This window comes from Shewanella sp. GXUN23E (assembly GCF_050865035.1).
In the GTDB taxonomy this organism is placed as follows: domain Bacteria; phylum Pseudomonadota; class Gammaproteobacteria; order Enterobacterales; family Shewanellaceae; genus Shewanella.
The window spans coordinates 1-26108 of record NZ_JBOZWP010000007.1 but is presented as its reverse complement, the minus strand read 5'-3'; the positions used below and the strand labels follow the sequence as shown (position 1 = coordinate 26108).

Here is a 26108-nt window from a genome sequence, read left to right as displayed (position 1 = left end):
GCTTGGCAGAGAAAAATTTTACCTTGATCAAGCTTTCAAGCGAAAACGATAATGGTTTTCAATTGTGATTGACCCGATGACGTTTGTCATCCCTGTTTCAACAAATTTTTTCACTGAGCAGCGACCTTTTGAATGTTAAATTGTTAACTCAACAGGGTGCTGTAATTCGCGCTTTCAGGGGATTTCAGGGCACCTTCCGTATAACAATTTCAATTGGCAATTCAGGCACATAAATACCTCTAAAGAAATAGTCAGATCCAGTTCACATATCCACCCTAAAACACCTGCGAAAAACTGCCCATTTGTTAGCCTTGTGAATGGAAAACCATTTCCATACATCTTTTTAGGGATACTTATGTAACCAAATGAAAAGATGATGAATATAACAATTGCAGGGAAATTTTATGATGAAACGGTTTAACCTCAAAAGCAGCTATACCGCGCTGTTGGGAGCCGGTCTGTTATCCTTGACTGTCATCGGCTGCGGCAGCGATGGCAACGATGGTGAAGACGGCAAAGACGGTGTAGTGGGCTCCCCAATATCCTCTGTATCCGCAGTCAATGCCGATATAACTTCCGCCTCAGTCAAAGACGGCTTCCTTACAGTTAACTTTACCCTCAGCGATGCCAATGGTGCAGCGGTGCTCAAGCTGCAAAACAGCGATATTGCTGCGGTGTCCTTCGGTCGCATTGGGACCGAAGATGACGTCAAAAACTACAAAGGAGAACCTCTGACCGATATCGAAGGAAAGCCCAGAGATATTTGGCTCAGTTATTTCAACAAAGATAAAGGTGATGGCCACTATACCGGGTCATCGTACTTTAAAGGTGGCGACTGTGAGGACTGTCTGACCGACAACGGTGACGGTACCTATACCTTGGTATTGAACAAAGCAATCGATACTCTGGACAAGTATGCTTACGCAGCAGATGTCACCAACGGTATTTATCTGGGGATCAAATCCAGCAACGCCGCTGGCGCTACCCTCAGAGACAACAGTTTCTTCTACTGGCAACCCAGTTCAGACATGGTGCAGCAAAAGCCCAAGTCAATTATCGCAGAAGAAACCTGTCAAAACTGTCACCGCCCAGGCCATGCCGGCGCGCTGGCATTCCATGGCAGCAAGCACGAAACGCTGGAATCCTGCACCTTCTGTCACACTGACTACAACAGCTACATGAAGCAGGACAAGGATGCTGATGGCAAACCCGTTGGCGAACCTTACTTCTTTGATGGCTCGATCAAAGGCATGGCGCACGATATTCACAGCCATTCCTTCTTCGATGAGAAGGGCATTTACCCTCAAATGGCATCCAATTGTCAGACCTGCCACCAGCCTGATCAAAATCTGGCCATGGCAGACGCCTGGAAAGCAGATCTGGATACCGCAACCTGTATGAACTGTCACAACAGTCCATATGCAGTACCAAGCTGGCACTGGGATAAAGACAACAACCAGATCGCCGAGAGCAAACAAAATTGTATGAGCTGTCACAGCGTTCATACCGGTGGTTATCGCGGCGGCGAAGCCGGCCACTATACCGAAAATGCCAATGCCCATGCGACCCAATTGAAAGTGGTCTTTGATGAAGTGGCTGTTGCCGCTGACAAGCAAACTGTAACAGCCACCTTCAAAGTATTGGATGGTGATGAGCTGGTTCCTTTGTCACAAATTGACCCACGCCCATACAAGTACGGTGGTTACAACAGCGCCATTGTGTTCAACGGTATTTCCGGCGATGACTTCAGCGTCAACTACCAGAAAGTCGGGTTCAATACCTTTACCGCACTGGATGATGGCCGTATTCAATCTGTCATCAGCAACGCTGATTTCACCGTCACCGACGCATTGGCCAACAACGCCACTATAGCGCTATCCAGCCAGTTGCATGTCTGCTTCGGCGCCAAGGGACTTCGGGCTGTTTGTGACGTAACTCAGTTGGACAGCGGTAAACAGACTGCACCTTATCTGGTCAGTGACACCTTCTTCTTCAAGCAGGACGGTACCAAAGTCGATAAGACCCCACGTACTCAGCATGCGGAAATGAAGGCCTGTCAGGACTGTCACACCACCGCCATCACTCACAGATACAGCAATGATATGGATGGTTGTGCCAGCTGCCACAACGGCACCCGTGACAAGAAAGGTATCGGCTCGTCCAATCTGGCCTATATCGTTCACAGCAAGCACTACATTAACGGCTTCTTCAAGAAGACCGACTGTCAGACCTGTCATGGTACTGCTGGCTTCGGACTCGATAAGATTGCCGCCAATGCAGCACCGGTTGCCTTTGGCACGACTGATGGCCAGCGTCTGGGCGCAACCAACGAGCAAACCCTAGTATCACCTCAGACAGCTGCGTGTGTGAGCTGTCACACCAAGCCGTACGCTCTGAATGACGCTGCAGTTGGCCATATCAAGTCCTTTGGTGGCGTGTTGGCCGTCAACGAGTTTGTTGCTCAGGACGGTACTAAGTCATACGCACTTGGCGTACCCGCTTCTGATTATGAAGCAGAAGCCAATGCTGCAGGCCCTGAATCCTGTTCAACCTGTCACACCACTGACAAGTTGCTGGAGCAACACAAAAACTGGGGATTTGGCTGGTAAGTTCTAACTAGCATCACGACGCAGGGAGGCATAGCCTCCCTTCTTTATTTTTCAAGCACTTCCGGCAGATTTTCCAGGCCCTAAATACCCCCAAAGAAATAGCCGGATCCAGCTCACACTCTGATGTTACTGATGAAGATTTTTCCACCATAAAAAGTTACTTTTCCTATGGGGAATTATTTTCCGGCTTCTGTCCAGATCGTTAACAGCAATTACAAAAGTGTTGCAGAACCATGCAACCGTCGGCTGGCAGCAGCATCACTATATGCAGGGAAACATATGATGAACACAAAATACTCAAAACTGGCACTCCTGGTCGCCTCCGGCGCCCTGTCTGTTGCCTTGTCCGGTTGTGGTGGTGACGATGGCAATCCCGGTAACCCAGGTAAGCCTGGTGGTCCGGCTGCAGATTCGGTCGCCGCACTGAATCTGGATGTCACCAACGTCAGCCACGATGCGGGCACATCTACCATTACCGTATTTGCTACCAACGAAGACGACCTGCCGGTCGTTGGCCTCAAGAGCCTGGAAATCAAAAAAGTCGCGCAGTTGATCCCTCAGGGAGCCACCGGTGCCGGCAATCCATCCTCCTGGCAGGTGATCGGCGCACAAAAGACCTTTACCGATAACAAAGATGGCAGCTACACCTTTGCGGTGACTACCGAAGGTTTTGATCCACAGCTGACCCAGCGTTACAACATCATCGCCGCCGCATCCACATTGCAGGATGGCGTCACCCCGGTACCACGCACTGAATACACCGAAGATATGGCCAGCGACGGCAGCGATGCCAGAATGACCCGTAACCTGGTGTCCGAAGAGACCTGTAATACCTGTCACAGCGACGACAAGGCCATCTATCACAGCTATACCAAGCTGGATACCTGTATCACCTGTCACAACGATGAATGGGCGGCAGACAGAGGCAAGGCACATGTGGCCTTCAGCCATCTGGTGCACAACGTTCACAACAGCAACAAGGCCTGGGGCCGGGATCCCAACACTGCCGAAGTAGCTCATGCCATAGTCAAAGACAACTGTCAGACCTGTCATATCCAGCCCGCTGACGATAACCATGAACTGGCGGATTGGGAAAACTGGACCCGCATTCCTACCATGGAAACCTGCTCCAGCTGTCACACCGACATCGATTTCAAAGCCGGTAACGGTCACCCTGCGCAAAGCGATAACTCCAACTGTATCGCCTGTCACAATGCCAGCTGGACTGAAGAGATCCACCTGAGCAAGTCCACCGACAAGCGCAACCTGATCAACAGCTATGGCCTGGAGTCCAGCCTGAGCATCGATCCTCAGACCAAGCTGGGAACCATCAGCGTAGGTATCGTCGATGCCACAGGCAAGGCGCTGGATGCACAGCAGATGCTGAGCCAAATCCAGCAATTGGAAACCATCACCAACGTCGGCCCCAACTTCCCTATCATGGGATACAACCCTGCACCGGTTACCGATTACAAGAAAGTATCCAAGGATCTGGTCAAGGGTGGCGTGCTGGGTGAAGGCGTCGCCATTGCCGACAACAAGTTTGTATGGACCACGACCGCCCTGCCAGTTACCACCAATGGCAGCTACACAGATACCGCCTTCAGCTTCATTGGTCTGGGTCTGTGCAACGATGGCAAGACCGCCGTGGATTGTGGAGCGGGCATTGACTTTACCGGTATGAAGGCCGATCTGGTATTTGCCACTGCTACCGATGCGGCGCCTTCCATGCGTCACACTGATTCAGTGGATTACGCCACCTGTATGGAGTGTCACGGCGACAGCTTCGACATTCACAAGGGTTACCATGCTGGCTTCGTCATGAGCGACCAACTGGCGCGCATCGTTGACGGTAAAGAAGTGGTCGGCGTTGATGGCTGCGTATCCTGCCATACCCCACACGGAACCTACGCCTCAGGTAAAAACCGTGGTGCGCTGGAGATGAAACTGCACAAGACCCACAAAGCCTTCCATGATCTGATTGGCGGTGATTGTGCCCAGTGCCACAACGACTTCAACCTGGATTCCTTCAAGGTGAAAGGCGCTCTGGCCACGGCTGCAGGTCTGTACAGTTCCCCTATCGCTGCGACCTGTACTTCCTGTCATGAAATTGGTTCGCCTTATGTCAGCCTGACTGAGCAGCACATCACTGACTTCGGTGGTATCTACAATGGCGACTACGTCGAAGCCACCCAGGCAGCGCAAACCGAAACCTGTCTGCTGTGTCACAAGCCTACCGTTGCCAACCATGGAGCGGTGCAGATGTAAGGTCCCCGGACCTTTCGGGGCGGCTTGCCGCCCCCATCTGCCACCCAAGATACGCAGGGAATCATTATGAAAATCAACGATAAACTTAAAGGCTTGCTGGCAATTGGGCTGATGGCTGTGGCCAGCACCCTGCCTGCACAGGCTGCCAAATGGGATGAAACCATGTCCCCGGCGGAAGTGGAGCAGGTACTGGACAAGAAGTTCCTTGAAGGTCAGTACTCACCCAAAGGCGCCGACTCCTGTCTGATGTGTCACCGCAAAGGCGAAGAGGTGATGGACATCTTCAAAGGTCCTCACGGCGACATGACCTCCAGCAAAGGCCCGATGGCCGGGCTGCAGTGTGAGGCCTGCCACGGCCCCATGGGTACCCACAACCGCGGCGGCAAAGAGCCGATGATCACCTTTGGTAAAGACTCCAGCCTGTCTGTTGAAAAGCAGAACAGTGTCTGTATGTCCTGTCACCAGGATGATCAGCGCATCAACTGGAACGGCGGTCACCACGACAACGCCGATGTGGCCTGCGCCGACTGCCACAATATTCACGCTGCCAACGATCCTGTGATGAAAAAGCAGACTGAAGTGGAAGTCTGTACCAGCTGTCACACCCGTCAGAAAGCCGATCTGCACAAGCGCTCTGCACATCCCATGAAGTGGGCGGAAATGACCTGCTCTGACTGTCACAACCCGCACGGTACCCTGACTCAGGCGGATCTGAACAAGCCTTCCATCAACGAATCATGCTATGAGTGCCACGCCGAGAAGCGCGGCCCAAAGCTGTGGGAACATGCCCCGGTGACCGAAAACTGCGTCAGCTGTCATAACCCTCACGGCAGTGTTAACGATGGCATGCTCAAAACCCGTGCGCCGCAGCTGTGTCAGCAGTGCCACGCAGCCGATGGTCACGCCTCCAACGCCTATCTGGGCAATACCCTGTTTGGTGGTCAGGTCGGTGACAACGCCTTTACCGGCGGTCGCAGCTGTCTGAACTGCCACAGCCAGATCCACGGTTCCAACCATCCATCCGGCAAATTGCTGCAGCGCTAAGGGAGAGAGCAGAATGAAAACCAATCTTAATCTGATCACCCTCGCCCTGCTGGCCGCCAGCAGCGGTGCGATGGCCGCGGATGTAGAAAGCAAACAGGTTGTCGGTTACAACCTCGCCAATGCCAACACCGCCAAAGTTAAATTTGACGCTTGGAAGTGCGAACGCTGTGAAGCGGATATCGGCGCATCCGGCACCATTTCGGTAGGTATGGGTTATGCCGATGCCGATGATGTGCACGCCGCCAACGCGCTGGGCACAGACAATGAATTTGCCTATGCCGTCAATGCAGACCTGGCGCACAAGGCCGAGTCCGGTTATCAGGCCGAGTTTACCGCCCTGAATCTGGGCATGGACTCCAGCCGCGCCGAACTGGCTGTGGGTAAAGCCGGTGTGTATGACATCAACCTCAACTACCGCACCATCAAGACCTACAGCACCGACGATGCCATGACCCCCTATCAGGGTGTCGGAGGCAACGATCTGACTCTGCCCGCCAACTGGGTGACGGCCGGGACCACTGATGGCATGACCATGCTGGCCACCAGCCTGCATCCGGTCGAACTGTCACTCAAGCGCGAGCGTTATGGCATAGGTGCCAATCTGGAAGGTGACTCACTGTGGAGCACCTATGTGGAGTATCAGCGGGAAAACAAAACCGGCCTGAAAACCGCCTCCGGCAGCTTCTTCAATCAGTCAATGATGCTCGCAGAGCCGGTGGATTACACCACAGATATTCTGGAAGCCGGTATCAAGCTGCGGGGCGATTACTGGTTCACCGCCCTGGCCTACTCAGGCTCAGTGTTCAAGAACGAATACAGTGAGCTGGCATTCGACAATGCCTTTAATCCCACCTTCGGAGCCCAGACCCGCGGCTACATGGCCATGGATCCGGACAATCAGGCACACACAGTGTCACTGTCAGGTGTCTACAACGATGGCACCCTGTCGCTGCAAGGCCGGGCTTATCTGGGCCAGATGACCCAGGATGAACCACTGGTCACCTCTGGCTACCACTTCGCACTGCCCACTGACGCGGTGGATGCCAAGGTGGATCTGACCGGCGTAGATACCCGCATCACCTACAAACTGACCCGGGATCTGCGTCTGCAGGGCAGCTACGACTACTACGACAGAGACAACCAGACTCAGGTTGATGCCTGGAGCCAGATCAGCATCAACAATGTCAACGGTACCGTCGCCTATAACGTGCCCTATGATCACAGTCGTCACCGCGCCAAGTTGCAGGCGGATTACCGTATCACCTCCGGCATCAAGCTGGACGGTGGCTATGAGTATCGCCGCGATGACCGCGACTATCAGGACCGTGAAGTCACTGACGAGAACAACCTGTGGGCCCGTCTGAACTACACCAGTCTGGAAAACTGGGACTTCCGTCTGAAAGCCGATTACGGTCTGCGTGACGGCTCGCGCTTCCAGGCCTCTGAGCTGACCTCCACTGAAAACAATGAGTTGCTGCGTCGCTACAATCTGGCTGACCGTCAGCGTACTGCAGTGGAACTGAGTATCACCCATACCCCCATCGACAGCCTGACGCTGGATTTAACCGGTCGTTACGCGTTGGATGACTATGATGAGACTCAGATTGGTCTGACTGAATCCACGGATTACAGTTATGACCTGAGCCTGAGCTGGCAAGCGGCCGAAGATCTGCTGCTGAGCGCCTTCTACGGCGCCCAGACCATTGAGTCCAAGCAAAATGGCTCCAGCAACTTTGGCGCGCCCACCTGGTCAAGCGACATCAAGGATGAGTTCAGTTACATAGGTGCCGGTGCCCGCTGGGATAAGCTGATGGGCGAAAAAATGGCGCTGGGGCTGGACTACAACTATGGCGATTCCAAGAGCAATACTCAGGTCACTTCCGGCATTACCGGCAACTATGGTGACTATTTTGCCAAGTCCCACAGTGTCAACCTGTACGGAGAGTATCTGGTCAGTGAAAAAGCCATGCTGCGGCTGGATTATCGCTTTGAAAAGTATGAGGATAATGACCCGGCGACCAGTCTGGCTCCGGATGCTATCTGGAATGTCCTGAGCTTTGGCAATCTGAATCATGACTATGATGCCCATCTGGTGATGATCAGCCTGCAATACAAACTCTGATCTGACGTGTTCATTGAAGGCCCTTCGGGGCCTTTTTTTATACCCGACAAGTGCCGTAATGACGCATCATTACCACATGACAATAACAGCATTGAAGTGCGATATTTCCCCATCCCACCTAACACCAATCTACTAACCGGAAATAGCTACTCGCTGAAATTCAATCAGTTACGCTTATCAATATAAGGCTTTCGTGCAGTTGTTCTCGCTCCGAAAGCGGCACTAGCATAGAAACACCGCATCCCGTCCAGTGGCGATGCATGGGTGGCTCTGGGGCAACCCTGAGCCAGGAGACAAAGGCAGGCCAACAGGGCCGTCATGACTCCATGGATCAATTTTCAGAATGGATTTTGAACCCGCCCCCAGATTTCTCTGAGAGCACCTTCAATGCCGGTATTCATTCTTGAGCAGAAGGCAATTCAACATGATAAAAACCAGATTAACCGTTCTGGCATTGGCCGTTGGCTGCGGCATTTCGTTTGCCCAGGCCGCCGATGTGGTGGACGTCAAGCAACTTCACATGTTGCGCAGCAGCCAAAATCCGGCGGCCATGCTGGGGTTGGCCAAAGGCCATGACCTCAAGGCTGTTCGCTCCGTGTCGCTGGGCAAAGGTAAAGTCAAAGAGCGCCTGCAACAATATGTTGCAGGCGTTCCTGTTTATGGCATGTCTGTCGCCGCCGCCAAATCCGATGCTGGTCTGTACTCAGACATGTCCGGACAGGTATTGACGGGCATTGACAATGCCGAGCAGTTTGTGAAGCCTACCATCAGTTCCGCAAAGGCACTGACCATCGCCAAATCCTTCAAACAGGGTAAAGCGCTCAGGGGTTCCCGTGATGACAAGGCTGAGCTGTGGCTGTATCCGGCAGCCAATGGTGAAACCTATTTGGTGTACATGACCTCATTTGTGGTGGATACAGACGGTGAAGTCAGCCGCCCGATGAGCATTATTGATGCCCATTCAGGAAAAGTGCTGCAGAGCTGGGATGGTATCAACCACGCGGATATCGGCACAGGTCCCGGCGGCAACGAAAAAACCGGTCAATATGAATACGGCACCGACTTTGGTTACAACGATGTGGAGCAAAGCGGCACCACCTGTACCATGAACAATGCCAACGTCAAAACCGTTAACCTCAATCACGGCACCTCTGGCAGCACTGCCTTCAGCTACGAGTGTCCGCGCAATACCGTCAAGCAGATCAACGGTGCCTTCTCGCCGCTGAATGACGCCCACTACTTCGGTGGTGTGGTGTATGACATGTACAGCGACTGGTACAACACCGCGCCGCTGACATTCCAGCTGACCATGCGCGTGCACTACAGCAACAACTATGAAAATGCCTTCTGGGATGGCAGCGCCATGACCTTCGGTGACGGTGCAACCACCTTCTATCCACTGGTGTCACTGGACGTTTCAGCCCACGAAGTCAGCCACGGCTTTACTGAGCAGAACTCAGGGCTGGTTTACGCCAACCAGTCAGGTGGGATGAACGAAGCCTTCTCAGATATGGCCGGTGAAGCGGCCGAATTCTATATGCTGAACAGCAACGACTGGCTGGTTGGTGGCTCCATTTTCAAAGGTGACGGCGCTCTGCGTTACTTCGACGACCCAACCCGGGATGGCCGCTCCATCGGCCACATTGATGACTACTATGACGGCATCGATGTGCACTTCAGCTCGGGGATCTTCAATAAGGCCTTCTACAACCTGGCCAACACTGACGGCTGGGATACCCGTAAAGCCTTCGAAGTGTTTGTGATTGCCAACCAGCTTTACTGGCAGCCCAACAGCCTGATGTATGAGGGTGCCTGTGGTGTCAAATCCGCAGCCACCGATAAAGGCTACAACACTGCCGATGTCGATGCGGCATTCGCCACCGTGGGCCTGACACCCTGTGAGGCACCACCACCACCACCGCCACCAGAATCCGACCCACTGAGTAATGGAGTGCCAGTTACCGGCCTGTCTGGTACCACAGGCAATAAGCAATACTTCACTTTGGATGTACCTGCAGGCGCTACCGACCTGACCTTTGTCACCGCCGGCAGCAACGGCGATGCCGATCTGTACGTGAAATTTGGCCAGGCACCATCCACCAGTGATTTCGATTGCCGCTCCTGGAGCAGCAGCAGTAACGAAAGCTGTGCCATCACCCCCTCTCAGGAAGGCACTTACTGGGTGATGGTTAATGCCTACAGCAGCTACACAGGTCTGAGCCTGACTGGCAGCTACAATGGCGGCGAGGTTCCCAATGAGCCACCTGTTGCCTCGTTTGATGTGACCTGGGATGGCGCAGTGGGCAGCTTCACCAGCACCAGCACTGACAGTGATGGTACAGTGGTGTCCTGGAGCTGGGATTTCGGTGACGGCGACACCGCGACCGGTGCCAGCGTCAGTCACAGATACACAGTATCAGGCAACTATGCAGTCACCCTGACAGTCACCGACGATGATGGCGTGCAAAGCTCGGTCACCCAGAACTTTGATGTCACAGTGCCTGAAAGCGACATCGTACTGCAGGCAAACAGTGCACTGAAATCCCGTCGCGGCAGCGTCCGGGTTGGTTTGGAATGGAGTGGCAGCCAGGCTGGCAGCTTCGAAATCTACCGCGATGAAGCCTTGGTTGGCACCACCAGCCAAAGCCGCTTCACCGACAGATTCCGTGTCGGCAGCAATGACTCAGTGGATGTCACTTACATGGTGTGTGAGCAGGATGGTGCCTGCTCCAACATCATCAATGTGACCATTGACTAAGGCCTGCAACCAGCCCAATGGTCAGCGTCAGGGCTTGTCGGCGGAGCGATGCCCCCCGACCTGCCCTGACTGAGATGGACTGAGGGCAAATATCTCTACCCTGACTGATGGGGCCCTGTGGCCCCATTTTTAATCTCCGGGGTCAACACCCTGATGACTGGAACGTTAATGAAAAACTTTATTCTCAAACTGGCCAACTATGCCTTTATTGTTGGCCTGCTGATGTCACTTATCGGTCTGTGGCAAATTTACCAGCAGCGCAATCTGGACAGCACTCCTGTCGACATTCAGCTTGAGGCGGTGCAATTGCCTCAGGATGAAATGGTATTCGCCAGTATAAAAGGTGGCATGCTGGATATCAGTCACACCTATGAACTCACCCGCACCACCAAAAAGGGCAAAATTCAGCTGTCGAGCGATTTCTATACGCCTGTGGTCAACCCGCGGGAAGACACTGTGGTGTATATACTGCAGACCAATAATGCGCCGGAAATCACCGAGATGATGAAAGATGCGGATTTCACCGGACTGCTGCAGACCGCCGACAGCCTGCCGGACAAGATTATCTCCGCCTATCAGGCCGACCTGCCCGGGCAGCAATATCTCTATCTGGATGCCACTTATCAGCCCAGAACGCTGATGCAAAAACTGGAATCCAATCTGGTATTTTTTCTGCTGATGTTTGGCGGCCTTGCGGTCAGACTGTGGCTCAGCCGACCGGCGTCGCCGCGCGCGTCATCACCAGAGCCAACTCAGGCGACAAGGCCCCCCGAGACAGCAGCGCCGGATCAGATGGCTGCGTCAGCGCAGGCAACCGAGCCTTCCCAAACGAGCGGTATCGATGCCCAAAAGCCGATGTGATTGAACGGACATCTGAATCCTGATGTTCAGGTGTCCACCACCCGGCCAGCCCTTGCAGCAGGGCATATGGCGTGTGACCAAATTCAAACTCCCTGAAAAAGAGAAATCTGATACTTGATTCAAATCATGGTTTCCAACATCTTAAGCAGACCCAAGTTAAATCGATTGAGTCAATGCGCATACCCTTGTTTTCTCTGGCCGCCATCGCGGCGTTCATGCTTCCCAGTTCTCCGGCCCTGGCCTTTGACCCGTCCGGGACCATGGCTTCCATCTTTATTATTCTGGGATTGGGCAGCTTTACCCTGCTGAACCTGGTATTGCAGATGCTGTTTTATTTTACCGGCCCTTACGCCCGCTCAGACTTTGCCCGCATCCATGCCGGGATCAGCATTCTGATGCCACTGGCAGCGCTGGTACTGGCGCTGAAAGACAACGCCGGTATGGCTGATTTAACCCTTAAACTTGGTGGTATCCTGATTGCAGCCGGTTTCGCCCTGCTGCCGCTGCTCCTGCGTTCATCTGCCCGCCAACCCACGGCCAACAGCGGTTTGTGGCTGGCTCTGGGGGCATTGGTGCTGATGCTGCCAGCCATGATTATCCCGCCCATTGGCATTATGACGTGCCTGGCTGCTGCCGTTGCACTGCGTTATGCCAGGGAGTTGAAAGCCCGGCTGCTGGCCATTCTGGCACTGATCCCGGCGCTCAGCATGTTCCTTTACTGGGCCGTGCAGAAAACCGGTTTGATGATGACCGCAGGTTAACTGCCCGTCATGGCAGGGGATCAACTCACCTCAATGCTGGCAGACATTCGCGCATGCAGTCTGTGCCAGCATGATCTGCCCCTGCCGCCACGTCCCATTTTGCAGGCCGGCAGCGGTGCCCGCATTCTGATCGCCGGACAGGCTCCCGGCAGCAAAACCCACGATAAAGGACGCCCTTTCGATGATGCCAGCGGCGAGCGCCTGCGCAGCTGGCTGGGTGTTGACCAACAGACCTTCTACAACCCGGATTGCTTTGCCATCATTCCCATGGGCTTTTGCTATCCGGGCACGGTTGAGAAAGGCGGCAAAAAACAGGGTGACAAACCGCCAAGACCGGAATGCAGCGCCACCTGGCATCCACAATTGCTGCCGCTGCTGACCAACATAGAGCTGACCCTGATCCTCGGCCAGTACGCCATCGATTATCACCTGGCAACCTTTATCCGCCAGGCCGGCAGCAGGTTGACAGTCACCCGGGCCGTCGCCGACTGGCAAACCTTCTGGCCACAGAAGATGGTGCTGCCCCATCCCAGCCCGCGCAACAATCTGTGGCTGAAACGTCACCCGGAATTTGAACAGACTCTGCTGCCGCGACTGCAAACCAGAGTCCAACACCTGCTGAACACCTGATATGTATCAACTCGATGCCAAAATCGCCGGTGAGATTGTTCGCCGCACCATGAAAATTATCGGTCACAACATCAATGTGATGAACGGCGAAGGCATCATTCTGGGCTCGGGGGACCGCAGTCGTCTGGGACAGCAGCATCAGGGCGCCTGCGAAGTGATAGCCAAAGGCAAAGTCGTTACCATTGCCAGTCACACGGCGCTCGATGGCGTAAAACCCGGTATCAATCTGCCACTGACCTTTCAGGGACAGATCATCGGCGTCATCGGTATTACCGGAGAGCCTGACAAACTCAGCCACTACGGCGAGCTGCTGAAAATGACCGCCGAGATGATTGTCGAGCAGGCCAATCTGATGGATCAGCTACAGTGGAAAAACCGCCGCCGGGAAGAGTTTATTCTGCAACTCATCAAAGCCAGTGCCGGCGATATTCCCCAGCTGGTGAACTGGGCCAGACAGCTGGAACTGGATATCCACAAACCCAGAGTCGCGGCCATCATCGAAGTCAGTTCGGCGCAGGATGATGAGCTGAAACAGCTTATTCAATTACTGCAGTATCCGCAGCGGGACAATCTGGTGGCCATGACGTCATTGTCGCAACTGGTGATCCTCAAACCGGCATTTCTTGATGGCAAAAACTGGAGCAGTGACGCCGAAAGCGAACGGATTGACCGTCTGCTTGAACGCCTGCCCACCCCGTCACGGCGTAAACTCAATATCGCCCTGGGGCATTTCTTTCCCGGTGATGGCGGCATCGCCCGCTCCTATCAGAGTGCCCGCGAGACCCTGGCCATAGGTCAGCGCCTGCGCCCCGGGCAAACCAAGTATCTGTATCAGGAATTTGAAAGTCAGGTACTGCTTTGTGAACTGGCCGGCAGCTGGCGTGGGGAAGAACTCAGCCGCCCCTATCTGGCGCTGATGCAGGCCGACAAAAGCGGTCAGCTGTGCAAAACCCTGGATGCCTTTATCGCCGCCGGCGGTGAGCCGGGTGCCTGCGCCAGGGCCCTGTATATCCACCGCAATACCCTCAGATACCGGCTGGACAAAATCAGCCGCATCACCGGCCTGACACCGGGTAATCTGAGTCAGCTGCTGCGCCTTAATCTGGCACAATTGCTGCTCCAAAGCCGGCCGCAATAACCTCTGCCCCCGTGCCCAATGGCTTGCGCCAGCCTCGCCCCCAATTGCCCCATATGTTGTGCAAACGCACAAAATCAGCCGTGGATTTTCCCGGAAATTCGTGCTTTGCCACAAAGTAATCACCCGCTGTTTTACCGATAATGAGCCACTGCCGCCCAACGCCCTGCGTTGTCGCGGAAATATAATAAAATCATCGGAAGAACTGACATGACCCTCATCTTAACCCTCGTTGCTGTGGTGGCCTTTATTGTGCTGGCCACGGCCAAACTCAAGCTGCACCCGTTTCTGACTCTGCTGCTGGCCACCTTTATGGCGGCATTCGCCTTTGGTCTGCCGGCCAGCGACATTGCCAAAACCATCTCCTCGGGATTCGGTGGTATCCTCGGCTATATAGGTCTGGTGATTGTGCTGGGCACCATTATCGGCACCATTCTGGAAAAAAGCGGCGCCGCCATTACCCTGGCTGACGTGGTGATCCGTCTGCTGGGACAGCGTTTCCCCAACCTGACCATGTCGATCATCGGCTATATCGTCTCGATCCCCGTGTTCTGTGATTCAGGCTTTGTCATTCTCAACTCGCTCAAGCAGTCACTGGCCAACCGCATGCAGGTGTCCAGCGTGGCCATGAGCGTAGCGCTGGCCACCGGTTTGTACGCAACTCACACCTTTGTGCCGCCAACGCCAGGCCCGATTGCCGCCGCAGGTAATCTGGGGCTGGAAAACCAGCTGGGTCTGGTGATTGCCATCGGTCTGTTTGTCGCCGCCGTGGCGGCACTGGCCGGGCTGTGGTGGGCCAACCGCTTTGCCGGTGTCGAGCCTGATGGTGAGGGCGCGCAAGAGTTGACCGAGCAGGCCCATCACTATGAACAGCTCAAAGCCAGCTATGGTGAACTGCCAAAGCCACTGCCCGCGTTTGCGCCAATTCTGGTGCCGATTTTGCTGATCTGTCTGGGTTCCATCGCCAACTTTCCCTCCAGGCCCTTTGGCACAGATGCCATCTGGCAGGTACTGAACTTCCTCGGTCAGCCGCTCAATGCGCTGATGATTGGTCTGCTGCTGTCATTGAGCCTGCTCAAGAGCAGTGACAAACTCAAAGAATTCAGCGAACGCATCAGTCAGGGCCTGACCATCGCTGCACCTATCCTGCTGATCACCGGCGCAGGCGGTGCCTTTGGCGCCGTGATTAAAGCCACCCCAATTGGGGATTTCCTCGGTTCCAGCCTGTCAGCGCTGGGGATTGGTATCTTTATGCCGTTCGTTGTCGCTGCGGCACTGAAATCGGCACAGGGTTCATCCACTGTGGCACTGGTGGCCACCTCGGCGCTGGTCGCCCCTATGCTGGGTGATATTGGCCTGGGCACAGATATGGGCCGGGTACTGACGGTTATGGCCATTGGTGCCGGTGCCATGACAGTGTCCCACGCCAATGACAGCTTCTTCTGGGTAGTGACCCAGTTCAGCCGCATGAGCGTCTCCCAGGCTTACCGCGCCCAAACCATGGCGACGGCAGTTCAGGGCTGCACCGCAATGGCGATGGTTTATATTCTGTCATTGATCCTGTTGTAATCCACTCTTTACCTCATCGGGGGAGTGATTCCCCCGTTTCAGGAATCATCATGAAAATCATCATTGCCCCTGATTCATTCAAGGAAAGCCTCAGTGCGCTGGACGTAGCCCGGGCTATCGAACGTGGTTTCAAACAGGTCTTTCCCACGGCGGACTATCATTTGGTCCCCATGGCCGATGGCGGAGAAGGCACAGTGGATGCACTTGTCGATGCCACCGGCGGCAATAAAATGCAGCTGGAAGTCACGGGGCCTCTGGGCAACAGGGTTCTGGCCCAATACGGCATGCTGGGGGATGGCAGCAACACCGCGGTGATTGAAATGGCCTCAGCTTCCGGCCTGCATCTGGTACCGCAGAATTTGCGCAACCCGCTGCTGACGACCAGTTTCGGCACCGGCGAGCTTATCCGGCACGCGCTGGACAAGGGGGCCCGGCGGTTTATCCTCGGCCTTGGTGGCAGCGCCACCAATGATGGCGGCGCCGGTATGCTGCAGGCACTGGGCGCCAGACTGCTGGATAACCAGCACCAAAGCCTCGCCGTTGGCGGCGCTGCATTGCAGCAACTGGCCCACATTGAGCTTGACGGCCTGCACCCTGCACTGGCGCAAAGCGAGATCCAGGTCGCCTGTGATGTGGATAATCCGCTGTGCGGCATTCGCGGCGCGTCCCATATTTTCGGCCCGCAAAAAGGCGCAGATAAACAGAGGGTGCTGCAGCTGGATAAAGCCCTGGGGCAACTGGCGCAGGTGGTGTCCAGCCAGAGTCCTGACAAGGCCCATATGGCGCTGCTGCCAGGCACTGGTGCCGCAGGCGGTATGGGCTATGCCATGGTGGCGCTGCTGGGTGCCCGGCTCACCCCCGGGGTTGAGCTGGTTGTCAACGCACTGGATCTGGACAATGTTATCAAAGGCGGCAGTCTGGTGATCACCGGCGAAGGCCGGATTGATGGCCAGACTGTCTATGGCAAGACTCCCATGGGGGTGCTCAACGCCGCCAATCGTCAGCAGGTGCCCTGCATTGCGCTGGCCGGCTGTCTGGGACAGGATGCAGATGCCATCAAAGCCCATGGCATGAAAGCCATTTTCCCTATTTTGCCGGCCTCGGTAACACTGGAGCAGGCGCTGGCAACCGGCGCGGCGAATCTGGAGCGCACCGCCGCCAATGTGGCTGCGCTGCTGTCACTTCAGCCAACCTGAACCAATGCAGCCCGCTTTTCCGGCGGGCTGCAGACATTCACCCCCTGACACTTGCCGCCTGTACCCCCTTACAGTAAAGTGACTGCATTTTGACAAGCGGCCCGGCCTGGTTTGCGGGCTGACTGAAAACACAACAAGAGCATCGATGACGTCAAAACTTACCCGTCAGGCTACCGCATCAGACACTGCCGTGATGCGGATTTTTACCGTACCCGAAGCACCACAATCTACCCTGGGTCAAATCGAAACCAGGCTGTCTCAGGATTTGGCCGGTTTTCTTACCGAGAGCATTGCTGCACTGGAGAAGCCCCTGTCTGAGGTGGAAAAAGACTTTCAGTGCCACACCATTCCCAGCCAGCCAAGATTCGTCTCCGACTATGTCGATGAAATGATGCACAATCTGGTGGCCCATTCAGTGCACACCGCGGCGCCGACCTTTATCGGGCATATGACTTCGGCACTGCCCTACTTTGTGCTCCCCCTGTCCAAGATGATGGTGGGGCTGAATCAGAACCTGGTGAAGATAGAAACCTCCAAAGCCTTTACGCCGCTGGAGCGCCAGGTGCTGGGGATGATGCACCATCTGGTGTACCGCGCTGACGACGCTTTTTATCAAAACTGGCTGCACTCCAGTGACCACGCGCTGGGCGCCTTCTGCTCCGGCGGCACAGTGGCCAATATCACGGCGCTGTGGATCGCCCGCAATAAGCTGCTCGCTCCCAAAGGCAGTTTCAAAGGCATCAGCCGTGAAGGATTGCACCGCGCACTCAAATTTTATGGCTGGGAGGATTTGGCGATTCTGGTGTCCCAGCGTGGTCATTACTCACTGGGCAAGGCCGCCGATCTGCTGGGCATTGGCAGGGACAATATCATCAGCATCCCCACCGATGAGCACAACCGGGTGGATATGGCCGCCATGCGTGCCAAAGCGCAGGAACTGGCGCGGCGCAATATCCGGGTAATGGCCATCGTCGGCGTGGCCGGTACCACAGAGACAGGCAATATCGACCCCCTGCCAGAGCTTGCCGCTTTGGCGGCTGAGCTTGAGTGTCACTTCCATGTCGATGCCGCCTGGGGCGGCGCGACGCTGCTGTCGAGCAAATACCGTCACCTGCTGGCGGGCGCAGAGCTGGCTGATTCCATCACCATCGATGCCCACAAGCAGATGTATGTGCCCATGGGCGCAGGTATGGTGCTGTTTAAAGACCCGACCTCGACCCGCAGCATAGTGCACCACGCCGAATACATTCTGCGTAAAGGCTCGAAAGATCTGGGCAGCCAGACGCTGGAAGGCTCGCGCCCCGGCATGGCCATGCTGGTGCACGCCTGTTTGCAGATTATCGGCCAGCAGGGCTATGAAATTCTGATCAATAACAGTTTGGAAAAAGCCAGGCACTTCGCCGGTTTGATTGAAGCGCATCCTGATTTCGAACTGACAAGCCAACCTGAGCTGTGCCTGCTGACCTACCGCTATGTGCCAGCTCAAGTTCAGGCAGCCATGGCGAGCGCCAAAACCCGGGGCGACACTCAGTTGCTTGAGCAATTCAACAGCCTGCTGGACAGCCTCACCCAGTTCATTCAGAAAACCCAGCGCGAGCAGGGAAAATCCTTCGTCTCCCGCACCCGCATCCCCGCCAGAGGTTACAGCCATCGTAAAAGCACCGTCTTTCGGGTGGTACTGGCCAACCCCCTGACCACAGAGTCGATTCTTGAGGAAGTACTGGCTGAGCAGGTTCAGATTGCCGCCGCAGAAACTCAGTTTCTGCCAGCGCTGCTGACGCTTGCTAACATCAACCTGAAAAGCTGAATCCTGACAATCCAGCTAACCCATCATGCCCGCTGAGGCTCACGGCGCTCAGCGGGCCATTTGTTTAACTGAAAAAGCGCTCATAACCGCCCGGCAGCAGTGCAAATTGTCGGGCTTCATCTGCCGGCATGGCCTTGCCGTAACGCCAGCCCTGCACATAGTGCACCCCGGCCTGACGCACAAACTGCTCCTCCTCGGGGGTTTCCACCCCTTCAGCCACCAGTTGCAACCCCTGACTGAGACACAGACTGCAAATCTGCCGGTACAGCAACTCGCCGCGGCCATCACAGGCCTTGGTCAACATGCTTCTATCAAGCTTAACGCCGTTGATGTGCAGCTGAGTCAGCAGGCCCAGACTGGAGTAGCCGGTACCAAAGTCATCCAGCATAAAGCTGAACCCTTTCTCCTGCAGGGACTTAAGACACTGATTCACCTGTCCGACATCCTCAATGAGTGCGCTCTCTAAAATCTCAATTTCGACCTGCGCAGCCCGGGGGCCGAGTTTTCGTCTCAGCAGCGCCATCAGCTCTTTGTTGGTGAGGCTGTCCGGCGACAGGTTTATCGCCACCCTGGGAGTGAATCCCTCTCTGGCCCATTGCTCCAGAGTGTCAGCCACGGCGGAAATCACAAACCTGTCGAGTGTCAGCGCGTAACCGGCCCGCTGCAGGGTATCGATAAAGAAAGGCGGAGAAATACGGCCATCCGGCTCCTGCAGCCTGAGCAGCGCTTCAAATCCCACCACCTGACCCGACGCCATTGCCAGCTTGGGTTGAAAATACATCAGCAGTTCACCGGACAGCACCCTGTCGATCACCCGGTATACCTGCTTGTGATCAACCAGCCGCGTGGATTGTTCCTGAAAATAGTTCGCCTCGGCCTGGGTTCCGATATCTTCCTCTATCTGCAGCTTCCTGCCCTGACCATCCTGCTCTTCGCCCACAGAGATCTCCCACACCGAAGCCCGGACAAAGGGCAGATAGACAAATACCCCCAGAATGATCAGCATCAGTTGGAACAGCACCACTGTCACACTGTGGCTGGCTATCCAGGCATTGAGCAGCGGCGGGGTTATCCAGGGAAACGCCTGACCATTGAAACTCAGCCAGCCCCAGTCCAGCGCCTGATAAGTCAGCAGAATATTGATGCAGGGTACCAGCACGAATGGCAGCATCAGTCTGGGATTAAATGCCACCGGCAAACCATAGATGAGCGGCTCATTGAGATTGAACAGAGAAAACGGCAGCGCAATTTTGGCGACCCGTCTGGCATGTCCCCGCCCCTGCCAGAAAATCGCCAGCAGCAGAGAAAGGCTGGCGCCGCTGCCACCCATGCTGGCGAACAGATCTATGAAATTGCGCACATGGATCCCCTCCGCTACCGGCTGCATGTTCTGCACCAGCGAAGGAAACAGCATATAGGCACTGTCGCCGTGGATCCCCAGCGACCAGAATACCAGCCGCAGCCCGTTGAGCCCAAGCAACAGTGATTTGGGACCAAGCTCCTTCATAGTGTTGTTCAGATGCCATTCGATCAGCGCAAACAGCTGTTCAATCAACAGAAATACACCAAGCAGCACCAGAAAACCGATCACAATGGGCAACACCAGATTCAGGTGCAACGCGAGATAGGAGTTCAGCCCGTGCTTGCGGCCAACGTTAAGCGGGCCCCTCACGGAAAGCCCTTTCAATACATAAGCCGCCACCACTGGCAGGATAAACACCCTGGGATCATTGGAGATTTGATAGGCATAATCCATAAAAGGATTACCCGGTTGAACATGTACATGCACCGCCAGCAGCACCAGCAGGGATAAAGTCATCACCCCCAGCACGGACAATCGCAGATACTTGGCAAAATGCACCGACAGCGACACCATCATGACCATGGGAAAGGCATAACTGAGCGTCAGCGAAAAACTTTCCAGCACACCGACTACCTGACTGCCGATCAGTGACGGGTAAACTGCAACCAGCAATATCTGCACCAGTGACACACTGGAGCTGATCAAAATAAATGGCAACAGCGCAACAAATGACTCCCTCGCGGCGAGAAAGAAATTGCTGCTGCTTAGACGCAGATATGCATGCATAAAAAACTGTCAGCAGTCAGAAAAATATGCATTATACAGCGGAATGACCGCCAAAAAATGCCACTAACTTCCAGTTAATCCGGAATTAATATAAGCCAGCTGATGTTCGGATAAATATCCGTCACCCTGTTGAATATTCGACCTCAATACTGTGTCATCCCGTCATTGTCGTATTGCTTTCAGGCGACTGTCTCAATATCAGCTAACAGGCTTAATTTCAGGCAAATTGGTCAACATCAGACTTTTTAGCAACTCAACAGACAAGTCGGACACAGACAGGCTAAACCGGGACTAAATCGGTGCCAGACCGCAACTGAGTTGAAACTGAACGGACGAAATATCGCTGCAGCCCGCAGTCTTGGGGCTAACGGCAATTCATATCGATCATATTTCTGGGTTTGAATTTCTGCATGTTGTTGGACTGACAGCCTCGGGCATCTTCCCGGCCCAGCGGACAGGGCGACAGTTCAAGGAATATATCTATGTTAATACAGAGTTTATTGTCTACCCGGGTGAGCAAATCCTGCTTTCTGAAATGTCCCAGCATCAGATCCAGTTTAATGGTACTGATATGCAGAATATCGGCAATTTCATCCCGGGTCAGCTTCAAATCTATGGTTAACCAGCGACTGTTAAATGGCACATTCAGCACCACCAGAATATCAAACAGAAATTTGATCAATTTATCTTCAGGTGATGATGTCAGCAGGAAAATCGCCAGACCGGTTTGCCGCTCTGTGTAATACGCCGCGTCGTACATAAATTGCATAAATAAATCAGTGTCTTCGGTCACTAATTTTTTGATGAGTTGTTTATCTATGGTGATAACCTTGCTGTCTCTTGCGGCCATAATGCTTTTGCAGCAGGTACAGCCATCATCCAGCAATAAATGATAATCGGTCAAACGCCCGGGAAATATCACATTAAGAAATTTAGGACGGGTAAAGTCATTGGTTCTTTTGGAATAAAAAATCAGTCCACTTTCCAGGTAGACAAAATTATTCAGCAACAGATTCTTATTCAGCTGCTCTCCTTTTTTCAGCTGCAACTCACGACCGTTGGCATAAAAGAAATCCGTTACCCTGTCATTCACATCACCTGGAAAGAACAAGGTCGATTTCTTTTTTTCTTCAATGCCCAGAGAAATTGCACTTAACATGGATAATACCTGATGATTTCCGCCTGTCTGCATTCTAACATTTGCGCCCCGGCCCAAATGTGTCCCCCCTCTCCAAAACCGGGCTGCAATAACGGATTAGTGTGATTCAACACATAGAGTTCAGGTGTCGGGAGAATGACTATCAGCTCATCACCCGACGCCGGATTGGCGCGCAACTCAGGTGCGCTTATCGAGCAGTTGCTCCAGTGCGTGAAAATAAACTTCTGCCAGCATCACCATCCCGGCGTACAGCCCGGTTTGGGCATGTTCCCCGGCCAATGCCAGACAACGCCCGGCCCAGGGCTTAACATGAGTATGATGCAACTCTGTGAGTACACTGGCCGCATAGCCAGTGTCATCGTCCAGCATGCGGCCGAGCAAAAAGCCCTCAACTGCCAGCAACAGACCGAGATGATCCGGCGGCTCATTACGGTTGAAATCGACCCGAATATCATGGGCCTGATAGAAGTTCATCAGTGTCAGGGTGGACGCATCATTCAGCAGCCCCAGCGGCGACAGGTAGACCGAGCCCCATGGCGCAGCAAGCGGCGTTCCCGGACCATTGAACAGTCGACCATAATCCAGTTGCACCTCAATCAGTTGCGACTCTCCGCCTTGCCAGTTCGCCAGAAAATCTGCCAGCAGCTCAATCCCTTTAGTCTCAGCAGCAGAATCAGTCAGGCGTGGCCAGTGCGCAGCCAGATCAGCGGTTTTGAATTGATCCAGCAGTGCTGCGCAAGGCAGCTCCAGCAGCTGGGCTTGCAGTACATTGGCTATCCCCTGCAGGCTGCGAATAGTGTCGATATCTGTATTCATACTCTTTCACGAAAAAAGGAGAGTGCCCGAAGGCGACTCTCCTGCAGGGATTACACTTCTCTGATATTGAGGATACGGCCACTGCCTCTGGCATTGCGCGGCGCCTTGACGATCAGGTTGGGCGTTGTGATCGAGGGAGAAGGCAGAGGTGCGAAGTGACCGTCGCCATCACCATATTTGGCTTGCAGCTTTTCCATGGTATCGAAATCCAGTGCCCGCAGCGGACAGGCGTCCACGCACACTGGCTTTTTGCCCTGTTGCAGTCGGTCCTGACAGCCATCGCACTTGGTCATGATCTTGCGCTGAGGATCCAGCTGCGGCGCATCGTAAGGGCAGGCCCGCGAGCAGGACTGACAGCCAATGCACAGCGACTCTTCCACCAGCACCAGACCGTTGTCACGACGCTTGTGCATAGCACCGGTCGGACAGGCTTTTACACACACTGGCTCAGAGCAGTGATTGCAGCCGATGGACGCATAGTGGGCAAATACATCCTGCTCGTAACTGCCATCACTGTTTTGCTGCCAGATACCACCGCCATATTCATACACCCGACGCCAGACCACGCCGGGCAACGCCGCCACACCGGCCTGCTGCACATTGTCAGCAGCGCGGATAAGGCCCACCAGCCGGTCTTTACAGGCAACGTGGCAGGTCTTGCAGCCAGTACACTTGCTGCTGTCAAAATAGAATCCGTATTGAGTTTGTTGTGTCATGGTTTCGATCCCCGATTATCCTTTTTTGACGACCGCTACACGGTTGGTGTGTTGTGGGTTGCCCTTGGTCACTGGTGATGGGTGATACTTGGTCAGGGTGTTGATACAGCCCCCCAAATCCACCGTATGGCCGGATGGCCCTTTGTTGCCGCTTGGGTCCGGCTTGTACCAGGCACCCTGCCCCATGGCACATACCCCGGGCACCACCCGTGGCGTGACTCTGACCGGCATCTCAATGGTGCCGCGGTCGTTGTAAACCAGTACCAGATCACCATCGGCAATGTTGCGCTGGGCCGCATCTGCCGGGTTCATCCATACCGCATCTTCCACCGCTTCACGCAGCCAGGGCACGTTGTGATAGCTGGAGTGAGTCCGGCCCTTGGTGTGGAAACCGCACAGCTGCAAATCGTAGCCCTTGTCGATGGCCTGCTGATCCTGATAACCATCCCAGGTCACTGTGTACTTGGGCAGCGCGGTGATTTCATCGCCTTCGCGCAGTGTCCAGGTCGCGGCCTTGCGTGCCAGCGACAGCGAATACAGCTCGATTTTGCCCGATACCGTTGGTCTTGGATTGGCTACTGGATCATCAATGTACGACTTCAGTGCCACGCTGGAGGCTGGCATATATTTGCGGAACACCCCGGTCTGCTGCGCTTCGGCATAGCTGGCAGGCCATTCGATATCCGGGTGCATGGCTTTGGTCTGCTGATACAGCTCTTCGCACCATTGCTGGGAGGTCTTGCCCTCTGTGTATTGCTGTTCTTTGCCCATCGCTTTGGCAATACCGGTACAGATGTCGTACATGGACCGGGACTCACCCAAAGGCTTGAGCGCACTGCTCATAAAGGTGGCGTAAGCCATCTGTCCGGACGCGTAGCTGTCATTGGCAAAATCATTGGATTCCAGCCAGGTGCTGTCCGGCAGCAGGTAGTCGGCAAACATGGCGGATGGGGTCATCCAGCAATCACAGACCACAATCAGCTCACACAGGCTCTCATCCCGCAGAATTTCAGCGGTGCCATTGCTGTCTGAATGCTGATTGACCAGCGCATTCCCGGCACAGTTGATGATGGCCTTGATATTGGACTTCAAACGGGTTTGGTTGTGATCTACCAGCTCATTGGAGCTGCCGGCCAGACGCACACCATCACGCACGCCGGTAAATTCCTGGCCGCGGACAATCGCCTCGGACCAGGTAAATACCGGAATGGTCACATCAACCGGGTTGCTGCCGGTTGGCATACCGGCTACGGCGAAACTGTAACTGGCAGGCATGGCACCATTGTTAACCCCTTCCAGACCCAATTTGCCGGTCATAATGGCAAGAGTGTAAACCGCACGGGTGGCCTGATCGCCATTGGCATGACGGCTAATACCGGCGCCGGCACTGATATAAGGCGCGCTGGCATTCATGATGTCATCGGCCAGTGCCTTGATTTTCAGTTCAGGGATACCGCACACACCTGCAGCCCAGGTCATATCTCTTGGGCCTTGCTGGGCAAACTTGCCCACACCCATGATGTAATCGTGGTAGTTCTCATCAGGGTCAATGAATTCAGCGTGGGATGCGATAAATGGATCGGCATTCAATGCGACCGCCGCTTTGGCATTAACCAGTGATGCCTTGTCAAAACCCACCACGTATTTATCCAGGAATCCCTGCACTTTGGCGGTGACATAACCGGAGCGGATCATTTCATGGATGATGGCTTCCACCAGCGCGGCATCGGTTCCCGGACGCACAGGCAGCCAGTGATCTTCATTGCCACGCATGGAGTCTGTATAGCGGGGCTCAACCATCCAGACCTTGATGTTGCGGGTGTTGGATTCCAGCGCCTTGATGAAGTCATAGCCTTCACCACTGCCACTCATACGGATTTCATTGGGGTTAAAACCAAAACCAACGAACAGATCCGACTTGGCAATTTGATCCAGTGTGGTGCCGGCAATGCTGTCCCACTGATCGCCATAAGTGGCAATACAAGCCGCATAAGCACCGGCCCAGGAGTAATCCCAGTGGTGATTGAGGAAGCCGCCATTGATGTTCAGCAGGCGTCCCCAGGTGTTGGTGTTGGCGGCAAATCCATAATAGGCACCGGTACCGTAATGCATGTAAATGGACTCAGGGCCCTTGGATTGATCCTGGGCGATCTGCTGCAGTTTGCTGCCGATTGCAGCGTAGGCTTCATCCCAGCTGACAGGTACAAACTTGCCCTCACCACGCGCGCCAACCCGCTTCATTGGCTGACGCAGTCTGTCGGTGGCATAGGTGCGCTGACGCAGCGAGCGGCCACGGGGACAACAGCGGATTTGATGATTCACACCATACTCATCAGTGGTTTCATGATCTGACTCGATACGGGTGATCACACCATCTCGGCTGTATACCTTCACCGGACAGTTGGAGCCACAGTTCACCAGACAGGCTGACCAGTTCAGTTGCTCTTCGCTGACAGGAGGCTGTGGCGGCACCACGTTGGCATCCTTCGAGCTGGAGTTACAGCCGGATACGGTGGCAGCCGCGCCCAGTGCGGCGCTCATTTTCAAGAAATTTCTGCGTTCCATCTT

General features: G+C 54.6%; 17 protein-coding genes. 12 read left to right on the top strand and 5 right to left on the bottom strand.

The window, feature by feature from the left end; translation table 11 throughout:
* The first annotated feature begins 404 nt into the window (after positions 1-404).
* The 12 genes from ACRRUX_RS08410 (at position 405) to panP (ending at position 18760) form a co-directional block, all read left to right on the top strand.
* Entirely contained in the window at positions 405-2609 is a 2205-nt protein-coding gene (locus ACRRUX_RS08410) for an OmcA/MtrC family decaheme c-type cytochrome (RefSeq protein WP_432529134.1), read from the top strand.
* A 279-nt stretch (positions 2610-2888) separates the two neighbouring features.
* Positions 2889-4877 (top strand): OmcA/MtrC family decaheme c-type cytochrome, encoded by a 1989-nt coding sequence (locus ACRRUX_RS08405; protein WP_432529132.1) that lies wholly within the window; start codon positions 2889-2891, stop codon positions 4875-4877.
* Between the two features lie 66 nt (positions 4878-4943).
* Positions 4944-5921 (top strand): DmsE family decaheme c-type cytochrome, encoded by a 978-nt coding sequence (locus ACRRUX_RS08400; protein WP_432529130.1) that lies wholly within the window; start codon positions 4944-4946, stop codon positions 5919-5921.
* A gap of 13 nt (positions 5922-5934) precedes the next feature.
* Positions 5935-8043: an MtrB/PioB family decaheme-associated outer membrane protein gene (locus ACRRUX_RS08395; protein WP_432529128.1), complete on the top strand. Its 2109-nt coding sequence runs from the start codon at positions 5935-5937 to the stop codon at positions 8041-8043.
* A 424-nt stretch (positions 8044-8467) separates the two neighbouring features.
* Positions 8468-10801, top strand: a complete 2334-nt coding sequence (locus ACRRUX_RS08390; RefSeq protein ID WP_432529126.1) for a M4 family metallopeptidase — start codon at positions 8468-8470, stop codon at positions 10799-10801.
* Between the two features lie 168 nt (positions 10802-10969).
* On the top strand, positions 10970-11662 hold the full coding sequence (locus tag ACRRUX_RS08385) for a hypothetical protein (protein WP_432529124.1): 693 nt from the start codon (positions 10970-10972) through the stop codon (positions 11660-11662).
* Between the two features lie 173 nt (positions 11663-11835).
* Positions 11836-12423, top strand: a complete 588-nt coding sequence (locus ACRRUX_RS08380) for a hypothetical protein (protein WP_432529122.1) — start codon at positions 11836-11838, stop codon at positions 12421-12423.
* Positions 12424-12432: 9 nt separating this feature from the next.
* Positions 12433-13053 carry a uracil-DNA glycosylase family protein gene (locus ACRRUX_RS08375; protein WP_432529120.1) on the top strand — a complete coding sequence of 207 codons (621 nt, stop codon included), beginning with the start codon at positions 12433-12435 and terminating at the stop codon, positions 13051-13053.
* Position 13054: 1 nt separating this feature from the next.
* Entirely contained in the window at positions 13055-14191 is a 1137-nt protein-coding gene (locus ACRRUX_RS08370) for a sugar diacid recognition domain-containing protein (protein ID WP_432529118.1), read from the top strand.
* Positions 14192-14398: 207 nt separating this feature from the next.
* Entirely contained in the window at positions 14399-15757 is a 1359-nt protein-coding gene (locus tag ACRRUX_RS08365; protein WP_432529116.1) for a GntP family permease, read from the top strand.
* 50 nt (positions 15758-15807) lie between these two features.
* The gene (locus ACRRUX_RS08360) at positions 15808-16953 is read left to right on the top strand and encodes a glycerate kinase (protein WP_432529114.1); all 1146 of its coding nucleotides are present in this window, start codon (positions 15808-15810) and stop codon (positions 16951-16953) included.
* A 145-nt stretch (positions 16954-17098) separates the two neighbouring features.
* A complete protein-coding gene (gene panP, locus ACRRUX_RS08355) occupies positions 17099-18760 on the top strand; it encodes a pyridoxal-dependent aspartate 1-decarboxylase PanP (RefSeq protein WP_432529112.1) in 1662 nt (553 codons plus the stop codon).
* Between the two features lie 64 nt (positions 18761-18824).
* Here panP and ACRRUX_RS08350 read toward each other — a convergent pair whose 3' ends face one another.
* The 5 genes from ACRRUX_RS08350 to ACRRUX_RS08330 all read right to left on the bottom strand — a co-directional run bounded on the left by ACRRUX_RS08350 (position 18825) and on the right by ACRRUX_RS08330 (position 26105).
* Positions 18825-20849, bottom strand: coding sequence for an EAL domain-containing protein (locus ACRRUX_RS08350; RefSeq protein WP_432529110.1), 2025 nt, complete (start codon positions 20847-20849; stop codon positions 18825-18827).
* Between the two features lie 364 nt (positions 20850-21213).
* Positions 21214-22008, bottom strand: coding sequence for a Crp/Fnr family transcriptional regulator (locus ACRRUX_RS08345; protein WP_432529108.1), 795 nt, complete (start codon positions 22006-22008; stop codon positions 21214-21216).
* Between the two features lie 177 nt (positions 22009-22185).
* Positions 22186-22824, bottom strand: a complete 639-nt coding sequence (locus tag ACRRUX_RS08340; RefSeq protein WP_432529106.1) for a TorD/DmsD family molecular chaperone — start codon at positions 22822-22824, stop codon at positions 22186-22188.
* Positions 22825-22874: 50 nt separating this feature from the next.
* A complete protein-coding gene (locus tag ACRRUX_RS08335) occupies positions 22875-23540 on the bottom strand; it encodes a DMSO/selenate family reductase complex B subunit (RefSeq protein WP_432529104.1) in 666 nt (221 codons plus the stop codon).
* A 15-nt stretch (positions 23541-23555) separates the two neighbouring features.
* On the bottom strand, positions 23556-26105 hold the full coding sequence (locus ACRRUX_RS08330; protein ID WP_432529396.1) for a DMSO/selenate family reductase complex A subunit: 2550 nt from the start codon (positions 26103-26105) through the stop codon (positions 23556-23558).
* Positions 26106-26108: the final 3 nt, after the last annotated feature.

Coding starts and splice junctions, on each gene's coding strand:
- panP (WP_432529112.1), top strand. CDS start 17,099: ATGACGTCAAAACTTACCCGTCAGGCTACCGCATCAGACACTGCCGTG.
- ACRRUX_RS08330 (WP_432529396.1), bottom strand. CDS start 26,105: ATGGAACGCAGAAATTTCTTGAAAATGAGCGCCGCACTGGGCGCGGCT.
- ACRRUX_RS08360 (WP_432529114.1), top strand. CDS start 15,808: ATGAAAATCATCATTGCCCCTGATTCATTCAAGGAAAGCCTCAGTGCG.
- ACRRUX_RS08380 (WP_432529122.1), top strand. CDS start 11,836: ATGCGCATACCCTTGTTTTCTCTGGCCGCCATCGCGGCGTTCATGCTT.
- ACRRUX_RS08390 (WP_432529126.1), top strand. CDS start 8,468: ATGATAAAAACCAGATTAACCGTTCTGGCATTGGCCGTTGGCTGCGGC.
- ACRRUX_RS08410 (WP_432529134.1), top strand. CDS start 405: ATGATGAAACGGTTTAACCTCAAAAGCAGCTATACCGCGCTGTTGGGA.
- ACRRUX_RS08335 (WP_432529104.1), bottom strand. CDS start 23,540: ATGACACAACAAACTCAATACGGATTCTATTTTGACAGCAGCAAGTGT.
- ACRRUX_RS08405 (WP_432529132.1), top strand. CDS start 2,889: ATGATGAACACAAAATACTCAAAACTGGCACTCCTGGTCGCCTCCGGC.
- ACRRUX_RS08350 (WP_432529110.1), bottom strand. CDS start 20,849: ATGCATGCATATCTGCGTCTAAGCAGCAGCAATTTCTTTCTCGCCGCG.
- ACRRUX_RS08370 (WP_432529118.1), top strand. CDS start 13,055: ATGTATCAACTCGATGCCAAAATCGCCGGTGAGATTGTTCGCCGCACC.
- ACRRUX_RS08345 (WP_432529108.1), bottom strand. CDS start 22,008: ATGTTAAGTGCAATTTCTCTGGGCATTGAAGAAAAAAAGAAATCGACC.
- ACRRUX_RS08395 (WP_432529128.1), top strand. CDS start 5,935: ATGAAAACCAATCTTAATCTGATCACCCTCGCCCTGCTGGCCGCCAGC.
- ACRRUX_RS08385 (WP_432529124.1), top strand. CDS start 10,970: ATGAAAAACTTTATTCTCAAACTGGCCAACTATGCCTTTATTGTTGGC.
- ACRRUX_RS08340 (WP_432529106.1), bottom strand. CDS start 22,824: ATGAATACAGATATCGACACTATTCGCAGCCTGCAGGGGATAGCCAAT.
- ACRRUX_RS08400 (WP_432529130.1), top strand. CDS start 4,944: ATGAAAATCAACGATAAACTTAAAGGCTTGCTGGCAATTGGGCTGATG.
- ACRRUX_RS08375 (WP_432529120.1), top strand. CDS start 12,433: ATGGCAGGGGATCAACTCACCTCAATGCTGGCAGACATTCGCGCATGC.
- ACRRUX_RS08365 (WP_432529116.1), top strand. CDS start 14,399: ATGACCCTCATCTTAACCCTCGTTGCTGTGGTGGCCTTTATTGTGCTG.